We start from the raw sequence: 22,509 nt of genomic DNA on the forward strand, positions 1-22,509 counted from the left end.
TAGTATAAACAGTTCTGGTGCAAAAAAATTAAAATAGATGTAAATAATCTTTAAATCTTGGACATTCTGAGATCCAAAAATTCTCTAAAGCAAATATTGAATTTACAAAAACTATGCTTTTTTAGACTCATATAATCGTATCTGCAAAAAGCAACCAAAAATATTTACTTTCATAATGGAAGTGCTCTTTTCTAGTCTAATAAAAGTAATATATCGTTTTATTGCAACAAAACTTGAAGAAAGAAATCTTCTCGAAAAGACAGAAGTACTGCATAAATTCCAAAGCACTCGGCAGAAATCAACATTCTATTTTAACAGCAATCTTATTTAGTCTGAAATTTCAATTTAAATACAAAAACGATCCTTTTTGTAGGAACCTACAGAAAAGATCGTTTTTTTAATTCTTATTCTTTGCTGAAATGCTCATTTATGATGGGATCGAGTGATGGACCAAATATTCCCCCTTTTTTAAAACCTACGCGATTTCTTCAAAGTTTCCAATATACCATCTGTAAAGGCAGTATCCCCCTCTGCTTCAGTAAAAAGGTTTGGGTTCCGTAACGACATGATAGGCGTTATTAATAAAACTTAAACTAGAAATTCAAAATGAAATTTATATATTTTTTTGAGTGTTTTTAAAAGAAAGCATCGTCCCCTCACTATTTGATTGTAAAGTGTATTTTATATTGAACATCTTTGATATACCTTCAATATTTTTTAATCCTATTCCCGTTCCTTTGACATTTATATCAAAGCCAATTCCATTATCTCTAAAGGAAACAATATCTTCATCTATAATGATTTTGAGTTTTTTAGCTTGTGAATGTTTAAGCACATTTTGAAAAATATTATCGAATAGCCTTTGAATCCATAACTCATTACTATCCCATATCAACTCTTTATCTTGTGGATTATATACTAATTCAATTTTATGAATGCTATACAAATAGCTCCATTTTTTCATCATATTTTCTATTAAATTATGTATATTCACTTCATCGTTCACAATATAAGTATTCTCTAAGGTCTCTGTAGATTGAATATTAAATTCGTTAGTTAAATTACTTATATATTGTATCTGCTCATACAGTGATTCAAGTACTGGTGCTTGTTCCTCGTACTCACCTTCTAAATAATATAATTGTAATCTAACCGCAGTTAAGGGTGTATTAATATCATGCCGTAATTTATTTAATAATTCTTTTTTTATTTGTTCCTGTTGTTGTAGTTCTAATTCTCGATAAGTCGTTCTTTCTATAAGCAAGTTTACTGATTTAATCAGTTCCCCCATCTCATCATCGATTTTGACATCTATTATATTAGGGATTTTTTTATCACTTGCTAAATCTCGAATCGTTTGATTTAATACATTAATTTTATTTAATAATGAGTTAATCGATTTTGAAAATAAAAAAGCTAATACTAATAGTGATAATAAAAATATGATTAACATAGTAGGATATGCAAAGGATTCGTGAAAAGGAATGTTTTTGTTTTTAGTTTTAAAGACAACATTATAAATAACTGATACAAAGATACTAATCGACAACAATAACAGTGGTACGCTAACAATAGCGGAGAATAGTAGTAACTGATATTTCTTCTTTAATTTCATTTCTTCATAAAGGTATTTAATCTATACCCTTCTCCATATATGTTCTGAATAATGTTACCTGTTTTATCATCGATTTTGGTCCTAATTTTCTTTATATGTACGTTCATGATATTTTGATTTCTATCTTCGAGTTGCCATAAGTAATCAAAGAAGTGTTCTTTTGTTAGAATTCTATCCCTATTTTCATACAAATAGAAAAATATTTTACGCTCAATCGCTGTAAACACAACTTCATCACGCAAACCATTAATGAAAACCCTTTTATATTCTGCATCTATAAATAAATGTTTAATTTGCGTGAAAGTACCATATTGATTATCTAACATTTTCTGAATTCTTAACAATAATTCTCGAGGATCAAAAGGTTTTATCATGTATTCTTCTCCAATGATAAGACCTTTTAGTTTACTATCCATATCATTCCGAGCTGATAGAAATATGATTGGAATATTTAATCCTAGATTTTTTATTTTCTTTGTAATTTGATAACCATCTTCACCTGGTAACATAACATCCATTATGACTAAATCTATTTCATGAATTACATCAAGAACATTCTTTCCTTCTTTTTCCCAATACACTTTATACTTCTCACGCTGCAAAATTTTTTGTAATAAATCTCCTATCATCAAATCATCTTCAACAATTAATATGTTATATTCTTTCATTATGTAGACCTTCCATCACTAAAATAACAATAGCTTAGTTCTTCACTACTTTATTATTAATAAAATCCGTAGCAAGTTTGTATATTTCATCAGGAGCGTGTAAATAAATACTATGTGTACTTTCAATTTTTTTCACATCAGCTATCAATAACTTGCTAGCAAACTCCTCATAATCTCTGTTTTTTTGCTTTGTATATTTCGAGTTTTTATTTTCCCTAGCAATCGCATCTATAAATAAAATTGGTGTTTCTTTTGGGAATGATAAGGAATTAGATTTGTTACTGTTATTGTAACTTTGTAAAAGTTCTTGCTTCATATCATCATTAAAAGCTTGTTTATATGAGAGCGCTTTATAAATATTTTTTTCCTGTTCGGTTAAAAAGGATTGCTGAATTACTTCGGGATTATAAGTAATAGAAGGAACTAATCGCTGAAAACCAATTTTCGTTAAAATATTCATTCCTTTTATTCTTAATGAATCAACCTCGTCTATTTTATGAGTTACGTACTGATTAGGTAAACCAATATCTAACGCAATAATCCCTTTTACTTCACTTGGGTATTTTTGTGCCCAATAAATAGCCTCTATACCCGATAGAGAGTGTGGCACTAAAATATAGGGAGGTTTATTTCCACTTCTAATAAGCGCTTTTCTCGTTTGTTCTAATATCTTATCAATATCTCTATCATCATGAAAAACATCACTGTATCCATAACCAGCTCTCTCAATTACAGAAATCTTGTTTTCTTTCGAAAATTTACTATATAGGCCTTTCAATTCATAAACAGGAGCGGCAATTCCAGATCCGGCCATAAATACAAACGTATCCTTCCCGCTCCCCTCATTATAAACATTCACATTTTTATTATTGAAATTAACAAGTTCACCTTCATTATTAATTAATTTCGATTCCATTCTTAATTGATAGTTATGATATATAAATACAGCGCCTATTCCAAGAAAAATAATGCTAATACACACAAAAAATATAATCTTTCCTATCTTCAATAATTTTTTCATTTGACACCCCTTTCAACTTATACTGAAAGGGTACAATGTAAAAATAAATTTCTAATAAATTTTTGAAAATTATTATTTTCTCTTTGTTTCTAAAGTATTGGTCATTTTTAATACCTACGCAATTTCTCCAAAGTCTCCAATATATCATCTGTAAAGGCAGTAGCGCCCTCTTTCTCTAAAGCTCTGAAATATAAACTTCTTAAGAAAGCTCTAATATTTTGTACTAAAATATCATGTTGAGGATGTGGGATATCTTCAACAATTGCTATACTATGTAGCCAATTGCTCCACTCTTCTTCAGTTAAAATATTTTGGTTACGCAACGACATAATTGGCGTTACTAATCTCTCATCCTCAAAGTGTATGTATACGTAGTCATTCAATCGAATCTTCTGACGAACAGCAGCTAGTATTGCATATGAAAACTCACGATTTTGTATTGTACGTGCTAAAGCATCTAGTGCATCTGCCGCATGTGCAGTAGAATGCGCCCAGCCTTTTCCTTCTACGTACCCCCTTACATCTTCTTCTAAATAGACATATTCCAGAACTTGTTCTGCTACACTGTACAGTTGTTCTTCAGATAACAATGGTTCTCTTTCATGAACAGATAAAATAAGTGGTGGAATTAAAACAGAGAACGCACGTTTAAAAACAGAATCTGTGCCCTTTTCACCAATTTTATAAAATAAATAATCAGGACTAATTGCTTGTAACATTAATCCTCGTAATTCTTTTTGTCTAAATACATCATTTGTAATCCATTTGTGAAGCGTACTATAAATCAAATCATCACGTAATTCAGCATCAGGTGATCCGATATAATCTAACATCCACTGTGCATATGGATATGCGTCTACGTCTTCTGGCACAGCATAATTATTATTTTGAATTTGTTGTAATTCTTCTTTTAGTTCTAGCACTTCTGTCATTATATTCCCTGTCCCCTTTTTACGTTTTTTAACTTATTTTCGCCTTATCCCCTGTAATTCCCCTCATAAATTAAGTCGACTTTTAATATAGTTTTAGTCCCTATCTTTCTATGAACTTGATTCAATTATATAAATTTCTCCCGAGAAATAAAAGGAAATACATTGGAACACCAAAGCTTCTCACTTTGTTTACATGCATTTTATATAAGTTTAAATTATAAAATAAAGTATGTTTTTTCATTTGTATTCAAACGTAGTTACAATCAAAAGTTGAATCATTTTAGAACTTGTTTAATAAATTCTGTTTTAGCTTTTGTATACGCTTCTCTATCTTGGTTAAACTTTTTAGCTAACTCTTGCTTTAGATTTGAATAATCATAAACTAATTGTGGATTTTCTCGTAAGCGGTTACGAAATAAAAGTTGTTGCTCCCATCGTTCAGTTCCTTTAACCATCAAATGCAGATGAGCTACACGCCTATTATTCTTCACTTTCACAAAGAACCTTCTCCAAGGTCTTTCATCTAATTCCGGGCCTACATAATGCCAATCATATATAGCCAATTTTGCTGAAATATCGAGCACTCTATCAAATGAGTCTGTTTCAGCCATTAGATCAATGATAGGTTTTGCAGGTAAACCAGGTATGGATGTACTTCCTATATGTATTACTTTGCTAATACCGAGAGGAGTAAGCAGTTCATAAAGTTGCTGTTCTTCATATCGGCCTTTATCTTGCCAATCAGGATTTGCATTAACTATCTCTACTGACTCATTCGCCCATACAGGCCAATCGTTCGGATTATCTTTTTTATCCACCCGACGCATCCCCTTTCACGAACTTTTTGTTATATAAAAGATTTTAAATTCCTTTAAATACAACTACCGGATCATCAAAATTACTATTCTGAAATATAACATTTGCACATTCTTTCGCATTATGCTCATCTATATACATCTTACAAGCCGCATGATATCTGTTTATAAACATTTTCTCTGCTTCTTCATAACTTCCAAAAGCCTCAGTCTCGCGCTCTGCACCACGTTTTCTCGCAATCTCAAAATCTGTATCTATGAAAATTTTATAGTCAAATAGATACTCAATTTTTTTTTCAATAAAAATGTTCCATCTACTATTAGCACCATATTTGGCGAGGCCACTAGCGGCGTATTATGTACAGGGATGTCCGTTATTAAGTTATGAGAAATCGTTTCATACTGTAAATTCCCGTTAGGTCCTAAAGGTTTTAATAGCCTTTCTTTGAAAGCTGTATAATCGTGTGCATCTTCATAATACCCTCTTGCTGATTCTTTGCCTTGTGTATAGCGAATCACTCTAGGGTTATGAAAATCGTCAATGCTGGCGCGTATTACTTGTACTCCCCGATTTTTCATTTCCTCTGCCAGTTCGTTTGCAAATGTTGTCTTTCCTGAAGCTGTAATACCACTCACTCCAACTCTTGTTGGATGAGTTAAATTTAAATTTAAAATATGATCAGCAATTTCTTTCATGTATTGTTTTCGGAGCATGACATTCCCTCCTGTATATTGTTTACATAATATAATTGCAGTAAATTAAATTCATTGCTATTTGTTGGTAAATCGATATATTTAAAAAAATCGTTGATATATTTTAAGTTATGATAGATATATTTTTATTGATTTATATTTTCCTTATTTCCCCTTAAACCCTCGATATAAAGCCGTCCGTAACTCTTGTTTGTATTCTTCAATTTCTGGCATATCGAGTTCTTCTGCTAGTCTGATGGCTAGTTCAATATCATATGGTACACGTGCGAGTTGAATGGAAAAGCTTGCTGCTTCTTTTTCATTGTATGTTCCTTCAAAAATTAAATAGGAAGCTTGTGTAATTTCAAGTGGATTACCTACACTACCAGCATTACATAACGTTTTCCCTCTAAAATTTTGCACATACGCCTGATGAACGTCACCGTAACAAACGACATCTGGTTTTCTTTCCCCTTCTATATTCTCTGTGAGCTCACTATTTTCGAACATACTAATACGCTCTTCTCTTGTTGCATGTGGTTGAATTCTTTCATACAAACTTCTCGGTGAAGCGTGGAACATACGAATCAGTTTCCCACTCATATAAAACTCGATTGAAAATGGTAAGCTTCTTAAATACTCATTTTGTTCTTCTGACAATTGTTTTTGATGCCATTTTAACGCTTCAAATTCAGTCGGTTTTGTAATGAAATCATCCCAGTTTCCCATTACGGTTCCTTCACATTCTTTACGAACGATTTCAATTACTTCGCTAGAATGCGGACCTTTTCCTACTAAATCTCCAAGACAAATAATACGTTCAATTCCTCTTAATTTAATATCTTTCAGTACTGATTCTAATGCCGGAATATTACCATGTATATCTGAAATTACCGCAATTTTATCCAAATGAATCCCTCCGTTATTTATTGTTTATTATATCCTCATGTTGTGATTGATACCATTTTGGAATATAAGATGAAAAATGATTATGATCTTCTATAATTCGGTTCAATCTTTCTTTCATATCCTCTACTAAATGTGGTGTAGTTCGGTTTGTCCATACGATATCCGCTGGGAATGTCATCGCTGCATATAATGAATACAGTTTCCAAAAGTGGATTGACGGATCGCCTCCGCAATAACCGTGAACTTGTCCAACCGCAAATGGTTTGCTTATTCTTGTAGTAAAAATCGCTACGTTATAAAAATCGTGTATTGGATCGCCAAAATCATATCCACTAAAATCGATAACGATAAATTCATTATTATGAATCATACTATTTGCTGGGTGGTAATCATCGTGTAAAAATGTGATAGGCCGATTTTTCAATAAGTCTTTATGATTTTCTACAAAGGTTAATACTGGCTTCAAATCCAGAAAATTCACCTCATAATCTGCTAATGCCTCTATGTACCTTTCATACTTATTCCACCTAAATATTTCCCATTTATTACTTGCACTTTCTCTTTCTATCGAGTGAATTCTCTTTAATATTTCCCCTGCTTTTCTTCCTGCATTATACTGTTCTTCCACCGATAGCTTGCTTAAGCTCTCTTGACCATTTACACCTTGGGTCCATTCAAATACTTGAACACATTTATTTAATCCCTCAAGTTTTATGAAATGAATTAACTGCGGCGTTGGAATATGTAATAACTCCAATTGTTTCATATACATATATTCTTCTTGTTTTCGTTCATAATTAGAAGAATCACACACTTTTACAAAATAAGTTTCTCGATTCTCTAGGTCAATTTTATACTTCTCTTCATGTGAAAAACCTTTTGTAATAGCTGTACATTTTACAATACGTGACCACTCTAGTTTTCTTTCTATCTCTCTTAACATTTCTTCCACAAAACTCACCTCTATTAATATACGAACAAACTACCTAACACTTCATACTCTCGTTTATTTTCCCCTTTAAACTCCACTGCAAATGGATATTCGCCATGATGCTTCAAACGTTCTAGTACTAGCCCTTCTCCAACTGGTTCACAAAACTGCACATGAACATCACCAAACGATACACTTTGACACTCAGCATTCCATTCTTCATTTTGTATGATTGAATTTGCAGTTAGCTCCATTACTTCTTTCCATTTCCGCACTGTTTCTCGAACATTTTTCACCGTATAATGAATCGTTTCAATTTCTTGTACTTTATTTTTATGTTCAGTGATCGTCCCTATTTTACGTAAATCGTTTCTTCTTTCTTCATCCGTTTCATTCCACTGTATAAAGAATGGTAATTTCGGTCCATTCTCTTCTTGCTTTACAAATAACATTTTCCATTCTAAAAGCCGGCCATCTTTTCTCATCCGTTTCCCTTCAAATGGTCCTATCGTATGTAAGCCGTGCTTACTAAATTTAACTGCTAGTTCTTCAATTGCATCTGTTCGAATTGCGATTTGTAGCATCCCTTCTCCATTTTTTAATTTCACCACTGTTTCTTGTACTAATGGATTTTCTGCTTCTTTCGCTTTTTCTTCATGCTGAACTGCTAAAAATTCTATATATGATAAATCAAAATAACATAAACTATTCCAAGTACCCCAAGTCGTATGCTCACCGCCTAATGCAGTATGAAATCCATGCTCCTGCATTTGTTTTGTTGCTTCCTCCGGTGTACAATGCACTGCGTGAACGAGATGATCAAATGCTAACATAGTCTTTCTCCCCTTTCTCTCCATCCTTTTATTGTATATTTTATTTTTCTTTCGTTCAATTCAAAAAACTTTAAAACCAAGTTGATTTATACGATTAATGTGTATTATAATAAAACAAATTTAATTATTGCTGATTGGAAAAACCAAAGGCACTTTTCTCATACGGGAAAAGTGTCTTTTTCATTTATTATTACAGGGGGATTATTTATGCAGAAATTAATTGTCTTTGCTATTATTGGATTTTTCGCTCAATTGATTGATGGCGCACTTGGTATGGCGTACGGGGTAACGTCTACCTCACTATTATTAATGTTTGGTATCGCACCAGCTGTAGCTTCCGCATCAGTTCATTTAGCTGAAGTCGTTACAACCGCCGCTTCTGGTGCATCTCATATCAAATTTGGAAACGTTGATAAATATACAGTTTCCAGACTTACATTACCAGGAGCAATTGGCGCATTTATTGGGGCATGTTTTTTAAGCAATTTACCTGGTGATGTAATTAAACCGTACATTTCCATATTTTTATTTACTTTAGGGGTTTATATTTTATTACGATTCATCATTCAAAAACAAATTGTTTCTTCAAATAAGCGTATGTCTGCTAAACAACTTGTACCACTTGGCTTATTCGCTGGATTCGTCGATTCAACTGGCGGCGGTGGTTGGGGGCCGATTACGACACCTGTTCTTCTTGCAAGAGGAAATGAAGCTAGAAAAGTTATTGGATCTGTAGATACGAGTGAATTTCCTGTTTCACTCGCTGCAACGATTGGCTTTTTCATTTCACTTGGCTGGGAACAAGTAAGCTGGGTTTGGGTATTTGCCCTCATGCTTGGTGGTATTGTTGCCGCACCAATCGCCGCATGGTTAGTACGCATCGTTCCTTCTCATTTACTTGGCGTACTCGTTGGCGGACTTATTATCTTTACGAATATACGTACACTGCTTACTATATTTAAAGTAGATCCAACTATTATTTCACTTTCTTACGTTGCAGTTGGTCTTGTCGTTATTATATCTATTTTTATTGCTGTTCGTAATCATTCCAATCGTTCTAACGTATCGACAGCCGGCTATCCGAAAGATCAAAAACAAATGCTACCATAATTAATAATAATACCGCCCGATTTACTTCGAGCGGTATTTTTTATTTTTCTATTTTCCAATTGACCATCGTTTCAGTACTATTTACTCTTTTCATATGTAATTTCTCTAATACACGAATGGAGCTATAGTTATCAAGGAGTGTCTCCGCTATAATCGTTTCCACTTCCCCTGTTTGAAAAGCCCATTTCATTAATTCACTAACTGCTTCTGTTGCATACCCTTTATTCCAATATTTCTCAATAAATCCATAACCAATTTCTACCGTATGTTCCTCGTTTGGTTTCCCTTTAAATCCTATATCACCTAGAACAACATCATCCTCTTTCCGAATAACATACCTCGGTCCCCACGGTAATGAAGCCGCATCTCGTTTCACATTTTCTATATGTCCTACAATATGCGGACCACTATTGTATCCTTGATTATCCGCAATTTGAATCCATTCTTCTGTACACGGTACTATATGTAATCTTTCCGTTTCTAATTTCATAATGATATCCCCTTTTCAATTAAACAATATCTCAATTTTACCAGAAACAAAAAGAATTTTCACTCTATTTACCGAATTTATACTTATTCTTTGAAACGAATTTAAGGAATAATCCCCTTCTGATAGTTATGTCGAATTATATTTTCTGAATTTTCTTTTAATTTTAAAGGGTTTTTCAATATTTTTTGCGAAACATTTGTATAACAATTTTTTCTTTGCTTATTGCTACATAATAGTAGGTTCGGGTGGAGTTATGCAAGCGTTTCCTATACAATAACCGATATTTTTTGACTTTTCCTAACAAAATTCCTTGCAATATATTCAGAAAGTCATTACAATTGCCATATATTAAATATCTTAGCAATATATAAATCCTCATCAATCCGATGAGGTAGAGGTTGCGACTTTTAAAAGTAAAATGGACGAGACACAGCGAATGTCACTGACTCCGTTTGAAAGGAAAAGTTGCCGAAGTTTATATTTCTTCTCTGGAAATATGAGCTGGGGCTGTCTCCGAAAGGAACAGAACTGTCACGTTTACAAAATTACCGTGTAAACGTGGTGTGCTATCTTAACGGAAGGGTATGATGGGGTGGTTATTTGTGAAACGTTCCGCCTAATTCCTTTGGCGGTTTTTTGTATTTTTCTCCCCCGCTCCTTCCTAACCTACAAGAAAAGGAGTGTTGAACATGAATAGCGCAACAAATCAATCTACCTCTAAAACGCAAACTACACAAGGACAAGGTGAATTAAAACGCGGATTAAAATCTCGTCACCTTACGATGATTTCTCTCGGTGGTACAATCGGTACCGGATTATTTCTTGCCAGTGGTGGTGTTATCCATTCAGCTGGTCCTGGCGGTGCATTAGTCGCATATGCCGCAATTGGAATTATGGTTTATTTTTTAATGACAAGCTTAGCAGAACTCGCAGCTTACATGCCTGTTACTGGATCTTTTAGCACTTATGCAACAAAATTTGTTGATCCATCACTTGGCTTTGCACTTGGATGGAACTATTGGTATAACTGGGCGATTACGATCGCTGCTGAACTAGCAGCCGTAACATTAATTATGAAATTTTGGTTCCCAGATACCCCTTCTCTTATTTGGAGTGGACTTTGTTTAGCTATTATTTTTCTCTTAAACTATTTATCTGTTAAAGGTTTTGGTGAATCTGAATATTGGTTCGCACTTATTAAAGTAGTTACTATTATTATCTTTTTAATTGTCGGTTTTATGATGATTTTTGGAATTATGGGCGGCGAAGCTGTCGGTTTTAAAAACTTCACTGTTGCAGATGCACCATTTAATGGCGGCATCATGGCAATTATCGGTGTATTTATGGCAGCTGGTTTCTCATTCCAAGGAACTGAATTATTGGGAGTAGCTGCTGGTGAAACTGCTGATCCAGAACGCAATATTCCGAAAGCAATTCGTTCTATCTTTTGGCGCATTTTATTATTCTATATTTTAGCAATTCTCGTTATCGGTTTATTAATTCCTTATACGACTGAAAGCCTTGCAGCAAGTGATGTTACAGTAAGTCCATTTACACTTGTATTTGAAAAAGCGGGCGTTGCCTTCGCTGCTTCTGTTATGAACGCTGTCATTTTAACTGCAGTACTTTCTGCTGGTAACTCTGGAATGTATGCATCAACTCGTATGCTTTGGGATTTAGCTCGCCAAGGAAAAGCACCAAAGTTCTTAGGGAAATTAGATAGCCGCGGTGTACCTGTTAACGCATTAATCGCAACATCAGTAGTTGGTAGCGTCGCTTTCATCGCTTCTTTATTCGGTGACGGTGTTGTATACATTTGGTTATTAAATGCTTCTGGGATGTCAGGATTTATTGCTTGGGTAGGGATTGCTATTAGTCATTACCGTTTCCGTAAAGCCTATATTGCACAAGGGAAAGATTTAAAAGATTTACCATATCAAGCGAAATGGTTCCCGTTCGGTCCAATCTTTGCATTTGCACTTTGTGTTATCGTTATTTTAGGTCAAAACTACGGAGCATTTACAGGAGCATCTATCGACTGGAACGGTGTACTCGTTTCTTACATCGGTTTACCACTCTTCTTAGTACTATGGTTAGGATATAAATTTACTAAGAAAACGAAAGTAATTCCACTTGATAAATGTGAACTAAAATAGAGTATAGCAAAACGAGCAAACAAATTTGTTTGCTCGTTTTTTTTATTACAATCCCATTTACTTCCCTATTTCTTATCTTTTTGCAATAATAAAGTAAATACACTTAAAGGTTGGGATCACATGAACATTCGTATTACTGATGAAGCAATAGCAGCTATACATAGACTAGAACGTGAAGACAAAAAGATCATTCGCATTAGAGGAACAATGACAAACTCTTGCAGCATTTTCGTTGATGTTGATTTAATTTGGGATACATATAATGCGGATGATGTTGTATATGAAGATGAAATGCTTATTGTACAAATGGACTCATTCACGAAAGACTACACTGGTGGTACATTAAAACTTGATTATAAGACGACTGGCTTTAGTATTACGACTCCTAGTGAGACTCTAGTTTATGGCTTGTCGGTTAAAAAATAAAAATTGTTTTTATTTGACCACTGAGGTGAAAAAATGGGTAAATACGTTCCATTAAAATTTTTATTTAACGAAGAATTAGCAGAAAAAATGGCTGATTCTATTTCTAAACATGATCCTAATTTCTCTAAAAAAAGCTTTGTAGATTCTGTAACATGTAAAGTTGAAAATTTAGAGTTAAAACAACGTGTAGAAGTAATAGCAGATGAATTACACAATGCATTACAAAAAGATTTTAATGAAGCAATACATATATTACTGAAAACATTGGGACCAGAAAATACTACAGAAGTAGGCACATTTACAAAAGGTTATATGTATATGCCTATCGCAAAATACGTTGAAAAATATGGACTTAACGATTTTGAATCCTCATTCAATGCAATGTATGAAATAACAAAAAGAAATACTGCTGAATATGCCATTCGTCCTTATCTTGAAAAATACCATGAAGAAACCTTGAACATATTGCAACAGTGGTTACGTGACGAAAACAGCCACATCAGGAGATTAGTTTCAGAAGGTACTAGACCAAGACTTCCTTGGGCAAAAAAAATAGGAGCTTTGAAAGGTGACTTCAGAAATAATTTAAAGCTTCTTGAGCCATTAATGAATGACCCTTCTAAGTACGTTCAAAAATCTGTAGCCAATCACATTAATGATATTACGAAAGAAGATAACGAACTCGTTTTTCAATGGTTGCAACAATTACTCGATAAAAACCATCCTGTTAATCCTTGGATTATGAAACATGGATTAAGAACGATGATAAAAAGTGGCACTTTACCAAAAGATTTTTGTTTTTAAGTATTTTAAACAAAAACGCTTATACTTCAAAAATGAAGTATAAGCGTTTTTTCTCTTTAAAACATTATCCCTGCCTTAAAATATTTTGAAACATTTCTGGCTTACGTTGTTCAAAGCTCTCTATTAATTCTTTTCCAAATATCGTTATACTCTCCTCCCACGGATGCCCTAAATAGCCCCACTTAAAGTCCTTCTGAATAAAGAAATAATAATCTCCATTTGGAAAAACCGGGATTGTCTACTCATCAAATTCATTTCTATCAAACTTTAAATGTGGATTCACCCAATAACACTCATGTTGCCAATCAAGTGCCATTATATATTCATTCGATACCGTATTCTCCTTAAAAACTAGTAATGCTTTTTCTTCCAAATCGTCATATACATTTAAATCTACCGATTCTCCAAAGCAATGAGAAATATCATATGTTATAAAGGGACTTGGTACCTTAAATGATGGGAATGTAGAATCACTTGGCGAAAACTTAAGTTCACTATATACCCTATCCCATATTTGGTCGTACTCTTTGTCTGTAAACTCCATCCAATTTTTCATTAAACAACTGCCTTCCCCTATAATTTCAAAGGATTTTCACTCGATACTCCCGAATATATAAATAACCATTCTCGCAAGGAGCTAATTTATATGAATCTATTCGAACACGAAACATAAAACCGTTCCACTTTAATAAGAGGTCCTCCCTTTTTCTTTTCTTACTATATCATTTATTAACGAAATAGGAGGACAACAATATGAAACGTGATCCATTATTTTCAGCACTATTAGAAAGTGCAAAGACTAACTTTAGCGGCTGGGATTTTTCTTTCATTGCAGAAACTGGCCGTATGAATAGCGAGCCTTTATCATGGTCGTACGGTAGCACTGCTTTCCAGCTTATGCAACGTGCAAAATCAATGCTAGATATGGGTACTGGCGGCGGAGAGTTTTTATCTATGTTACAACCGTTCCCGCCAACTATTTACGCTACTGAGGGCTATGCTCCGAATGTCCCAATTGCACGAAAGAAATTAGAGCCTTTAGGGGTTACAGTTGTAGAAGTGACTGATGATACTGCTTTACCATTTCAAGATGGTCAGTTTGATTTAATTGTGAATCAACATGAATCCTACGCTGCTTCTGAAGTGAAAAGAATTCTTTCCACTAATGGAACATTTCTTATACAACAAGTCGGTGGTCTTGATTGTGCTGAGCTTAATGAGCTGTTTGGTACACCGCTTAATTCAGAATTTGCAAATTGGTCACTCAAAACGGCATGTAGTGAATTAAAGCAAAGTGGATTTACAATTTTAGAAGCAAAGGAAGAGTTCCCTGTCCAACGTTTTTATGATATTGGCGCTATCGTCTATTATTTAAAAGCGATTCCGTGGCAAATTCCTGATTTTACTGTAGAAAGGTATTATGAGGAATTATATCGCATACATGAAATCATCTTGCAAAAGGGATATTTCGATGTGAAGCAACACCGCTTTATTATTAAAGCAAATTATGAAGAGTAAACCTTGAATTAGCATTCCCTACAAGAAAGCCAAACCCCAATAAAGGATTTGGCTTTTTCTTAGTATTTCAACGCACCTTATCCTATTGAGAAATGAGATGTTTTTCATATCGTTTTTTCGTATCATCTTCTGCCAAAACAGCAGTTGTGTACTCAATAATATTCCGATTATCATACGTAAATATATGATCTAAATTGTTGTCCTCTTTTAATAATATCGGTAAATATCTTTGCAAATTGCTAACTACACCTCTATTATCACCATCTAATATCCAATCAATTGACTTCCATTCTAATATACCTTCATCAGTGCTTACTGGCGTACCAATATGTACTTCATCACGTAAATCAGCAAGGAATACATACATTCCCTCTCTATCCTGGGGCTCGTCTTTGACTTTAAAAATAACATTCCCTTTATACGTTGCACTATGAAGCTCTATACCCGTTTCCTCAAACGTTTCTCTAATTATTCCTTCATATGGCGTTTCATTATCCTCGATTTTCCCTCCAACGCCATTCCACATTCCCATTGTTGGCTTTTTGTTTCTATTTAAAAGGAGTATGTTATCCCCTTTTCTAATGAAGCATATTGTGTACTTATACATATCGTCATTTCCTTTCTTTTACATCCTCTTCTGTAAGCAATTCATTTTCTACATGAGGAATTCTTATCATTTTCACGTAAAAACACTCTCCTTGTCATTGCTCCTCACATAATATACAGTACAACTTTCATACGTAAACACTTTACGTCCAACGAAAGAATCCTTTTGAGAAAGGAGAATTCAACATCGATAACATAGGAAATGAATTTTTAAAATGCTTTTATGATAGCAATGTATGGCCAAACGGTACAAACTGGCTCGGTGTCCCCATTTGCAAACTTCCCTCTGACCTTTTCTTATATCAAGAAATTATTTACGACTTACAACCGGATTTAATTATTGAATGCGGGACTTTCCATGGTGGTAGCGCACTTTATTTAGCTTCTATTCTAGATTTAATAGGAAAAGGTCACGTTCTTACTATTGATATAACGCCGCAACCAAATCGCCCATCACATAATCGGATTACGTATTTAACAGCTTCTTCTGTTTCTGTAAGTGCTGTCCAAACTATTTTAAGTATGCGAAAACCTGACGATGTTATTTTAGTTATTTTAGATTCCGATCATAGTAAAGAACATGTATTAAAAGAACTGCAATTATATAAATCAATTGTAACTACTGGTAGCTACATGATCGTCGAGGATACATGTATTAACGGAAATCCTATTCTTCCTGATTGGGGCCCTGGTCCGATGGAAGCTGTGGAAGAATTTTTAACAAAAAATAATAATTTCATAGTAGATGAGACAAAGCATAAATTTTTCATATCATTTAATCCGAATGGTTTTTTGAAGAAAATAAAATAACTAGACTAAACTAGTCTAGTATTTTCATTTTCGAAAAAGGATAGTACACAAATTCCACTTTTCCTATTATATTATCTTCTTCAATATATCCTAAACCATTTCGACTATCCTTACTTTGTTCACGATTGTCTCCCATTACAAATAACTTATTTGGCGGAATCTTTGTCTTTTGAAAATTATAAAACGCTTGTGTATTGTTATATAAATCTTTATTTATATAAGGTTCATCTTGCTTTTTGTCATTTACGTATACAGTTCCATTCGTTATGTTAATTACGTCACCAGGAAGCCCTATTACGCGTTTCACATAATATTTCGACTCATCCTCTTCCTTAATAATGACGATTTCTCCGTGCTGTAAGCTAGAAAAATGTACCGCAGCTTTATTTACAAATACGTAGTCTTCTTCATGTAAAGTTGGCTGCATTGATTTTCCTTCCACCTTACATAAAGTGAAAGACTGGTACGTTACTACTAGGACAAATATAAATAGTATGTACTTTCCCCAACCTCTCTTACTCTCCTCTTTCATATCCATTCCCACCTTATTAAAACACTTTTCAGCTCAAAAATATATCACTGCACCTGTTCATTTGCGCAGTGATATACTACAATTTGAAGTTTTTTACTGTACCTTATCCGGCTGTTGTGCTACTGGGACTGGACTTGCACCCGATCTCTGCGTTTTTAAGTCAAAATATGCATCCAAAACCTCTTTACCAATTGCAGAATTAATACCTGATTTATCATTATTTACCCATGGCACAACAACAGAAAAAGCAACTTCCGGATCAGCATCATATGGCGCATACCCGGCGAGAGTTAAATTATAACATTTTTTTCGATAGTTGTTTTCATCTCTTCCAATATCACTTTCTCCACCGTACACTGTCTCTGCTGTTCCTGTTTTCCCAGCTGGTTTATAAGGTAATCCTTTAAAAGTTCCAGCACCGGTCCCATCTACCTCTTGGAAAACTCTTCTAAACCCTTCTTTCACATGATTTATATATGAAAGATCCATATCCACTCGATTTAACACGACTGGTTCCATCGATTGCATAACTTTCCCGACTTCCTCTGGTCTATTCGGTTGCTCTCTAATTTCTTGTACAATTTGTGGTTTCATTCGGTAACCGCCATTTGCAATCGTTGACATATATTGCGCAAGCTGCAGCGGCGTATATGTATCATATTGCCCAATCGCATAATCAAGTAAAAAACCAGGTATATTATCGGTTCTACCCATTTGACCAATCGATTCATTTGGCAAGTCAATACCAGTTGGCACACCTAAACCAAATTGTCTAAAATAATAACGCATTTTATTAAACGCTTCTTGTTTAATATCTAACGGATTGTTTGGTACATAATCAATCCCCGCAATCTTTAACGCCGTATTAAACATGTAGACATTGGATGAAACTTGCAATGCTCTTAAATCATCAATATCTCCAAAGTCTTTCCACGATTTCTTCGGCTTCGAACTTCCTTTAAAGTACATTGGTGCATCGAAAAAATGCGTATATGGCTTAATCGCTTCTGTTTGATATCCCGCTAATACCGTAGCTCCTTTCACAGTTGATCCTAACTCGTAAGAACTAATCATCGTTCCTAAAGCGTAGTCTTCTATTTGCATCCCGCCGTCTTTATTTACAATTTTCTTTCCTGCTAATGATAGAATTTGACCATTTTTCGGATTCATCATAACGACGAATGCCCGATCCATCATCGGTTCAGAAGAATGAAATGCCCTTAAATTCCTTTCAAGACTTTCCTCCACCTTTTTCTGTAAATCCATATCAACTGTTAACATTAAATTATTTCCACTTTTTCCTTTTGTCACTTTTTCAGTTCGAATAATATTTCCAGCTTTATCCGTAATATTTTTAGACTGTTCTTTCGTTCCATGTAACACATCTTCGTATTGTTTTTCGATGTAACTCTTACCAATACGATCATTTCTGTTATAATCTCGCACTAAATAATAGTCTAATTGCTCCCTTGGTAATCCCTCATTTTCAGTAGAAACACTACCAAGTACAGAACGTAGTATTTTATCATTTGGATATTCGCGCTCCCAATCCACAGTCGTATCTACGCCTGGCAAGATTGATAATCTTTCACTCACTACTGCATATTCATTTTGACTTACATCTTTTTTGACGATTTGTGGCGTCATTTTATATCCCGCATTCATTTTACTTTTAATTGCTAGTACTTCTATATCCTCTTTCGAAAGCTCGTTTAATTCTTCTTGTGTAATTCTTTCTCTTCTCAATTCTTCTACTTTCTTATCTAAGTCTTTCCCTTCTATTTCCTGTTTCCTAAATTTACTCTCATCTTCTTTCGTTACTTTTGTTGCTGCACGTTTTTCGTTTAACTGCATCCAAAAGTCTTTTTTATCTGTCTCTGTTAACTTGTCCATATCTTCTTGCGGCATTTCAATTAGCTGCGCTAAATTTCTTGCCACTATTAAAACCTCTTTTGAGTCCACTCCTTTCATCTTCGTATATGTAACAGTTCGTAACGGTTTATTATTTACAATAACTTTCCCTTCCCGGTCAAACATCTTCCCTCTCGGAACTGGAGTACTCACCGTTACATCTTCCTTTTTATTCACTTCATTTCGATACGTTTCTCCGTCAATGATTTGTACTTTACCTAATTGAATAATAATAGCTGAAAATAAAAGAAAAACGATAAAAAATAGTACATTTAACCGAAACGGAATATGAGTCTTTTTCTTTTTCGACTGTTTCTGTTTCTCCTTTTTCTGTCTCATTTTGCTCCCTCGCTTCATTCTATTAACATTTCTGCGCAAAAATCATTATGTATTAAATTTATTTATATGCTATATATAGAATTTTATATTAATTACAAAAGAAATAAAAGATTTAATTTTCAGTTTTTGATTTTCTCATCCTATTTATTACCATTCCCCTTATACGCAATAACATGAATATAATTCATACAAAAAAAACTGAGGTAGACATCATTCACCTCAGTTTCTTTACGAAAACAAAAACTTATTTAATCGAAGATAACCCTTTGGCAAATTCACCAATCTTATTTTGAAAAACAAAATCAAAATTGTATTCTTGCCCTGTTAACTCTTCATTTACTAAAATTGTTGTTGCGCCTACTTCTCTCTTTGCGATTTCTGGGAATGAAGCGACAGGTTGCACTTTTAATGACGTTCCCATTACGAGAAGTACATTTGTTTCATATAAACGTTTTATTGCATTTTGATATTGTGGTAACGTATCTCCGTATAAAACAACATCTGGGTTTAGAATGAAATTACACTTCCTGCAACGCGGTACTTCATGATCAATCATATATTGTAAATCATATCCCGTTTTACACTTCGGACAATGCGCAGTTTGAAGTGTTCCATGTAAATCAATTACATGTTTACTACCACCTACTTGATGCAAACCATCAATATTTTGCGTTAAAATCGTTATGTCTTTCCCTTGTTCTTCTAGCTCCGCTAAAAAGCGATGCCCGCGATTTGGTTTATATTGATGAAACGTATTAATTTGAAAGATTTCTTTATAATGCTTCCAAAACTCTTTCGGATTTCTATTATAATAGCCTCTCGACAAATACATCTCTACATTCGCATCAGCATATAATCCATTTGCTGAACGAAAATCAGGGATTCCACTTTCTGTGCTTGCACCAGCACCTGTTAACACTGTAATTTTCTTCGCTTTTTCTAAAATTGAACGTACTTCTTCAAATTGCACAAAAATCACCTCTATGTATATTCCTATACTTATTATACCAGTTGTTTACAATAGGTGTTGTACAATTCATTTTACTTAATGCGTCGCGCCACCACATTCTACAATATCCACTTCTATTTCCGTTGTCATCTCAACTGCTAATTGTATACCTTTACTAATCGTAGAAAGTGACATACTCGGTTGCCCTGGATAATTGCTCGCTTGCTCTGGTAAGAACGGAATATGAACAAATCCGCCTTTTATTTTCTTATCATGTTTTTCTAGTTCGTGCATGAGACCATAGAATAAATGATTACAAACGAATGTACCTGCAGTTTGTGAAACTGATGACGGTATACCTTCTTCGCGAAGTTTTTTCACGATTGCTTTCATCGGAAGTGTAGACCAATACGCATTAGGTCCTTCTTCTACAACCGGCATATCCACCGGCTGATTTCCTTCATTATCAGCAATTCTTGCATCATCAATATTAATTGCTACACGCTCTATCGTAATATCTGGTCTGCCCCCAGCTTGTCCAATACATATAATCATTTCCGGTGACAACTCTTCTATATACTCTTTTAATACTCTTATTGATTTATGAAATACGGTTGGAACTTGTTTACTAATAATCTTGTACTCTCCGATTGTTTTTTCATGCAAACTTTTTGCGACTTCCCAAGCTGGATTGATACTTTCTCCGCCGAACGGATCAAATCCTGTTACTAATACTGTTTTCATAGTTTCACTCTCCTAATTAGAAACGATATACAAGGCCGTACATTATAAACATATTTATGATAAAAATTGAAAGAGCAATTGGTACTTGTGCTTTAATGACTGCATTTTTATCTTTCAGTTCTAAAAGCATCGCAGGTACGATATTAAAGTTTGCTGCCATTGGAGTAAGCAGCGTTCCGCAATATCCAGCAAACATACCTAGTGCTGCCATAATTGCTGGGTTTCCTCCGTGCATTTGAACAATTAAAGGTAATCCGATTCCGCCAGTGATTACTGCAAACGCTGCGAATGCATTCCCCATTACGACTGTAAATAGCATCATTCCTAAACAATAGGCCATAACAGCAACGAATGGATACTCTGTCGGTAACACTTGTCCGACTAATTCCGAAACGACTTGTCCTACGCCAGACTTCGCGAAAATACCACCAAGTGCAGCTAACATTTGTGGTAAAATAACTGCCCAACCGACAGCCTGTAGTAACCTACTTCCTTCTTGAACAGGCGTTGTTATTTTGGATTTTGTAATACGCATCGCCGCAATGAATGCGAGTAATGCTCCTAGCGCTAATGCAACTAATGTTACTTTATCAGGATCAACAAGTGCGACATTTCCCCATTTAATTTTCCCTAACGTTAACGTACCGATTATCGTAAAAATAGGAATTAATAGTGCAGGCATGAAAATTTTATTCTTTAATTTCTCTGCATGTTTCACACGTTCTTGTACTGGTACTTCTTTCTCCTCGGATTTTGTTACTTTATTCAATGAAGCTAAAACGACCATAGCGAGCACAATACAACCAACGTAAAACGAAGGGATTACATTTCCGAATAAAAATGTAACTGCAAACAATGCCCAAAATAAACTAGAACCGAATCGGTTTGGATGTTCACGATCAAATGCAATACGAACAGCGATAAATGCAACGATGATACCTAATACATAATAAATTGTATCCATTGTTATGATGTTCATCTTATATAGCCTCCTTCTCTTGGTTTTCTTCTGCCTTCATTGTTTTCTCTATATACTTATCAAACCTTCTAAACCTAATCCAGCTCACAATCAGTGCCGATATCGCAGTTGGAATGCCCCAAAGCGCCATATCCCATACACCGACATGCATACCTACTGAATCGAAGAACCCTTTCATTAATAAAATGGCACCAGTTGCGATAAAAATATCTTCTCCGAAAAACCAAGCTGTGTTTTCCGCAGCTGCTGCGTTTGCTTTAATCTTTTCTCTCAATTTTTCAGGGAGTTTACCGTATTTACCTTGCGCAGCCCCTTCTGCCATTGGCGCAACAAGCGGTCTTACCGTTTGCGCATGACCACCGATATTCAGTCCAAGTGCTGCTGATGATTCTCTTATCGTAAAATATGACATTAATACTCTTCCAGTTGTTGCTCCTTTTGATTTCGTTATAAGTGCTTCTGCTCTTTCTTTTAAACCATAACGCTCTAAAATTCCGATTACCGGCAAAGTTAATATGATTGGCATAGACATATATCTGTTTTCTATGAAAAATTTACCGAACATGCTGATCACATCATAAAAGCTTAAGCCTGAAACCATACCAGTAACAATACCCGCAACCATTACTACTAACAGTGTATTTAGCCTAAATAAAAACCCAACTGCAACAAGTAAAATCCCAATTAATTTCACCAATTTTAACACTTCCTCTCATTT

General features: G+C 34.4%; 22 protein-coding genes, 3 pseudogenes and 1 riboswitch. Of the genes and pseudogenes, 7 read left to right on the plus strand and 18 right to left on the minus strand.

Translation table 11 applies throughout. The features are described 5' to 3' along the window. Positions 1 to 62: 62 nt before the first annotated feature. A pseudogene (locus ABH957_RS04015) lies at positions 63 to 325 on the plus strand (hypothetical protein); the annotation flags it as partial. A gap of 288 nt (positions 326 to 613) precedes the next feature. Here the strand turns inward: ABH957_RS04015 and ABH957_RS04020 are convergent. From ABH957_RS04020 to ABH957_RS04060, 9 genes and pseudogenes are all read right to left on the minus strand, one after another. Continuing rightward, on the minus strand, positions 614 to 1,615 hold the full coding sequence (locus ABH957_RS04020; protein ID WP_404490838.1) for a sensor histidine kinase: 1,002 nt from the start codon (positions 1,613 to 1,615) through the stop codon (positions 614 to 616). Continuing rightward, entirely contained in the window at positions 1,612 to 2,283 is a 672-nt protein-coding gene (locus ABH957_RS04025; protein WP_003190126.1) for a response regulator transcription factor, read from the minus strand. Before ABH957_RS04025 ends, ABH957_RS04020 begins: the two co-directional genes overlap by 4 nt. Before the next feature lie 34 nt (positions 2,284 to 2,317). Beyond that, on the minus strand, positions 2,318 to 3,304 hold the full coding sequence (locus ABH957_RS04030; RefSeq protein ID WP_003190124.1) for an alpha/beta fold hydrolase: 987 nt from the start codon (positions 3,302 to 3,304) through the stop codon (positions 2,318 to 2,320). Between the two features lie 107 nt (positions 3,305 to 3,411). After that, the gene (locus tag ABH957_RS04035) at positions 3,412 to 4,236 is read right to left on the minus strand and encodes a DUF2785 domain-containing protein (protein WP_061688489.1); all 825 of its coding nucleotides are present in this window, start codon (positions 4,234 to 4,236) and stop codon (positions 3,412 to 3,414) included. Between the two features lie 275 nt (positions 4,237 to 4,511). Further along, entirely contained in the window at positions 4,512 to 5,054 is a 543-nt protein-coding gene (locus tag ABH957_RS04040) for a GrpB family protein (RefSeq protein WP_002127972.1), read from the minus strand. Positions 5,055 to 5,097: 43 nt separating this feature from the next. Continuing rightward, positions 5,098 to 5,765: pseudogene (locus ABH957_RS04045) on the minus strand (P-loop NTPase fold protein). A gap of 144 nt (positions 5,766 to 5,909) precedes the next feature. Then, positions 5,910 to 6,653 carry a metallophosphoesterase family protein gene (locus ABH957_RS04050; RefSeq protein WP_404490837.1) on the minus strand — a complete coding sequence of 248 codons (744 nt, stop codon included), beginning with the start codon at positions 6,651 to 6,653 and terminating at the stop codon, positions 5,910 to 5,912. A 13-nt stretch (positions 6,654 to 6,666) separates the two neighbouring features. Next, on the minus strand, positions 6,667 to 7,605 hold the full coding sequence (locus ABH957_RS04055; protein ID WP_404453264.1) for an aminoglycoside phosphotransferase family protein: 939 nt from the start codon (positions 7,603 to 7,605) through the stop codon (positions 6,667 to 6,669). 14 nt (positions 7,606 to 7,619) lie between these two features. Continuing rightward, on the minus strand, positions 7,620 to 8,417 hold the full coding sequence (locus ABH957_RS04060; protein WP_016120448.1) for a VOC family protein: 798 nt from the start codon (positions 8,415 to 8,417) through the stop codon (positions 7,620 to 7,622). Between the two features lie 207 nt (positions 8,418 to 8,624). On the opposite strand from ABH957_RS04060, the gene ABH957_RS04065 reads away from it, so the two are divergent. Next, complete coding sequence (locus ABH957_RS04065; RefSeq protein ID WP_061688490.1) at positions 8,625 to 9,527, plus strand: sulfite exporter TauE/SafE family protein; 903 nt, start codon at positions 8,625 to 8,627, stop codon at positions 9,525 to 9,527. A 40-nt stretch (positions 9,528 to 9,567) separates the two neighbouring features. Here ABH957_RS04065 and ABH957_RS04070 read toward each other — a convergent pair whose 3' ends face one another. Continuing rightward, positions 9,568 to 10,017 carry a GNAT family N-acetyltransferase gene (locus tag ABH957_RS04070; RefSeq protein ID WP_061688491.1) on the minus strand — a complete coding sequence of 150 codons (450 nt, stop codon included), beginning with the start codon at positions 10,015 to 10,017 and terminating at the stop codon, positions 9,568 to 9,570. A gap of 384 nt (positions 10,018 to 10,401) precedes the next feature. Next, positions 10,402 to 10,594, plus strand: a riboswitch (Lysine riboswitch). Between the two features lie 112 nt (positions 10,595 to 10,706). On the opposite strand from ABH957_RS04070, the gene ABH957_RS04075 reads away from it, so the two are divergent. The 3 genes from ABH957_RS04075 (at position 10,707) to ABH957_RS04085 (ending at position 13,403) form a co-directional block, all read left to right on the plus strand. Next, a complete protein-coding gene (locus ABH957_RS04075) occupies positions 10,707 to 12,173 on the plus strand; it encodes an amino acid permease (RefSeq protein WP_404453260.1) in 1,467 nt (488 codons plus the stop codon). Positions 12,174 to 12,293: 120 nt separating this feature from the next. Next, the gene (locus tag ABH957_RS04080; protein WP_404453258.1) at positions 12,294 to 12,599 is read left to right on the plus strand and encodes an iron-sulfur cluster biosynthesis family protein; all 306 of its coding nucleotides are present in this window, start codon (positions 12,294 to 12,296) and stop codon (positions 12,597 to 12,599) included. 33 nt (positions 12,600 to 12,632) lie between these two features. Next, positions 12,633 to 13,403 (plus strand): DNA alkylation repair protein, encoded by a 771-nt coding sequence (locus ABH957_RS04085; protein ID WP_404510668.1) that lies wholly within the window; start codon positions 12,633 to 12,635, stop codon positions 13,401 to 13,403. Positions 13,404 to 13,467: 64 nt separating this feature from the next. Here ABH957_RS04085 and ABH957_RS04090 read toward each other — a convergent pair. Then, positions 13,468 to 13,959 (minus strand): annotated as a pseudogene (locus tag ABH957_RS04090) (DUF2716 domain-containing protein). A gap of 197 nt (positions 13,960 to 14,156) precedes the next feature. On the opposite strand from ABH957_RS04090, the gene ABH957_RS04095 reads away from it, so the two are divergent. Further along, positions 14,157 to 14,921 (plus strand): class I SAM-dependent methyltransferase, encoded by a 765-nt coding sequence (locus ABH957_RS04095; RefSeq protein ID WP_404510670.1) that lies wholly within the window; start codon positions 14,157 to 14,159, stop codon positions 14,919 to 14,921. Between the two features lie 82 nt (positions 14,922 to 15,003). On the opposite strand, the gene ABH957_RS04100 is transcribed toward ABH957_RS04095, so the two are convergent. Continuing rightward, complete coding sequence (locus tag ABH957_RS04100) at positions 15,004 to 15,528, minus strand: NUDIX hydrolase (protein ID WP_404453249.1); 525 nt, start codon at positions 15,526 to 15,528, stop codon at positions 15,004 to 15,006. A 185-nt stretch (positions 15,529 to 15,713) separates the two neighbouring features. Between ABH957_RS04100 and ABH957_RS04105 the strand changes: the two genes are divergently transcribed. Further along, positions 15,714 to 16,337 carry a cephalosporin hydroxylase family protein gene (locus tag ABH957_RS04105; RefSeq protein ID WP_080220981.1) on the plus strand — a complete coding sequence of 208 codons (624 nt, stop codon included), beginning with the start codon at positions 15,714 to 15,716 and terminating at the stop codon, positions 16,335 to 16,337. A 10-nt stretch (positions 16,338 to 16,347) separates the two neighbouring features. Here the strand turns inward: ABH957_RS04105 and lepB are convergent, their stop codons facing one another. The 6 genes from lepB to ABH957_RS04135 all read right to left on the minus strand — a co-directional run bounded on the left by lepB (position 16,348) and on the right by ABH957_RS04135 (position 22,488). After that, on the minus strand, positions 16,348 to 16,869 hold the full coding sequence (gene lepB, locus ABH957_RS04110; protein WP_404510672.1) for a signal peptidase I: 522 nt from the start codon (positions 16,867 to 16,869) through the stop codon (positions 16,348 to 16,350). Positions 16,870 to 16,962: 93 nt separating this feature from the next. Next, positions 16,963 to 19,137: a peptidoglycan D,D-transpeptidase FtsI family protein gene (locus ABH957_RS04115; protein ID WP_404453246.1), complete on the minus strand. Its 2,175-nt coding sequence runs from the start codon at positions 19,135 to 19,137 to the stop codon at positions 16,963 to 16,965. 226 nt (positions 19,138 to 19,363) lie between these two features. Further along, complete coding sequence (locus tag ABH957_RS04120) at positions 19,364 to 20,089, minus strand: NAD-dependent protein deacylase (protein ID WP_404453243.1); 726 nt, start codon at positions 20,087 to 20,089, stop codon at positions 19,364 to 19,366. Between the two features lie 75 nt (positions 20,090 to 20,164). Continuing rightward, positions 20,165 to 20,812: a pyroglutamyl-peptidase I gene (gene pcp / locus ABH957_RS04125; RefSeq protein WP_404453240.1), complete on the minus strand. Its 648-nt coding sequence runs from the start codon at positions 20,810 to 20,812 to the stop codon at positions 20,165 to 20,167. Positions 20,813 to 20,828: 16 nt separating this feature from the next. Next, positions 20,829 to 21,791, minus strand: a complete 963-nt coding sequence (locus ABH957_RS04130; RefSeq protein WP_002137085.1) for a DUF979 domain-containing protein — start codon at positions 21,789 to 21,791, stop codon at positions 20,829 to 20,831. Position 21,792: 1 nt separating this feature from the next. Then, the gene (locus tag ABH957_RS04135; RefSeq protein ID WP_002127994.1) at positions 21,793 to 22,488 is read right to left on the minus strand and encodes a DUF969 domain-containing protein; all 696 of its coding nucleotides are present in this window, start codon (positions 22,486 to 22,488) and stop codon (positions 21,793 to 21,795) included. Between the last annotated feature and the right edge of the window lie 21 nt (positions 22,489 to 22,509).

Origin of the sequence: Bacillus sp. RC242, from assembly GCF_044908245.1 — a bacterium.
GTDB lineage: Bacteria > Bacillota > Bacilli > Bacillales > Bacillaceae_G > Bacillus_A > Bacillus_A mycoides.

Bases quoted from the DNA above. Each gene is read 5' to 3' on its own strand.
- ABH957_RS04020 (WP_404490838.1), bottom strand. From the start codon at position 1,615: ATGAAATTAAAGAAGAAATATCAGTTACTACTATTCTCCGCTATTGTT.
- ABH957_RS04025 (WP_003190126.1), bottom strand. From the start codon at position 2,283: ATGAAAGAATATAACATATTAATTGTTGAAGATGATTTGATGATAGGA.
- ABH957_RS04030 (WP_003190124.1), bottom strand. From the start codon at position 3,304: ATGAAAAAATTATTGAAGATAGGAAAGATTATATTTTTTGTGTGTATT.
- ABH957_RS04035 (WP_061688489.1), bottom strand. From the start codon at position 4,236: ATGACAGAAGTGCTAGAACTAAAAGAAGAATTACAACAAATTCAAAAT.
- ABH957_RS04060 (WP_016120448.1), bottom strand. From the start codon at position 8,417: ATGTTAGCATTTGATCATCTCGTTCACGCAGTGCATTGTACACCGGAG.
- ABH957_RS04065 (WP_061688490.1), top strand. From the start codon at position 8,625: ATGCAGAAATTAATTGTCTTTGCTATTATTGGATTTTTCGCTCAATTG.
- ABH957_RS04070 (WP_061688491.1), bottom strand. From the start codon at position 10,017: ATGAAATTAGAAACGGAAAGATTACATATAGTACCGTGTACAGAAGAA.
- ABH957_RS04075 (WP_404453260.1), top strand. From the start codon at position 10,707: ATGAATAGCGCAACAAATCAATCTACCTCTAAAACGCAAACTACACAA.
- ABH957_RS04080 (WP_404453258.1), top strand. From the start codon at position 12,294: ATGAACATTCGTATTACTGATGAAGCAATAGCAGCTATACATAGACTA.
- ABH957_RS04085 (WP_404510668.1), top strand. From the start codon at position 12,633: ATGGGTAAATACGTTCCATTAAAATTTTTATTTAACGAAGAATTAGCA.
- ABH957_RS04095 (WP_404510670.1), top strand. From the start codon at position 14,157: ATGAAACGTGATCCATTATTTTCAGCACTATTAGAAAGTGCAAAGACT.
- ABH957_RS04100 (WP_404453249.1), bottom strand. From the start codon at position 15,528: ATGTATAAGTACACAATATGCTTCATTAGAAAAGGGGATAACATACTC.
- lepB (WP_404510672.1), bottom strand. From the start codon at position 16,869: ATGAAAGAGGAGAGTAAGAGAGGTTGGGGAAAGTACATACTATTTATA.
- ABH957_RS04115 (WP_404453246.1), bottom strand. From the start codon at position 19,137: ATGAAGCGAGGGAGCAAAATGAGACAGAAAAAGGAGAAACAGAAACAG.
- pcp (WP_404453240.1), bottom strand. From the start codon at position 20,812: ATGAAAACAGTATTAGTAACAGGATTTGATCCGTTCGGCGGAGAAAGT.
- ABH957_RS04130 (WP_002137085.1), bottom strand. From the start codon at position 21,791: ATGAACATCATAACAATGGATACAATTTATTATGTATTAGGTATCATC.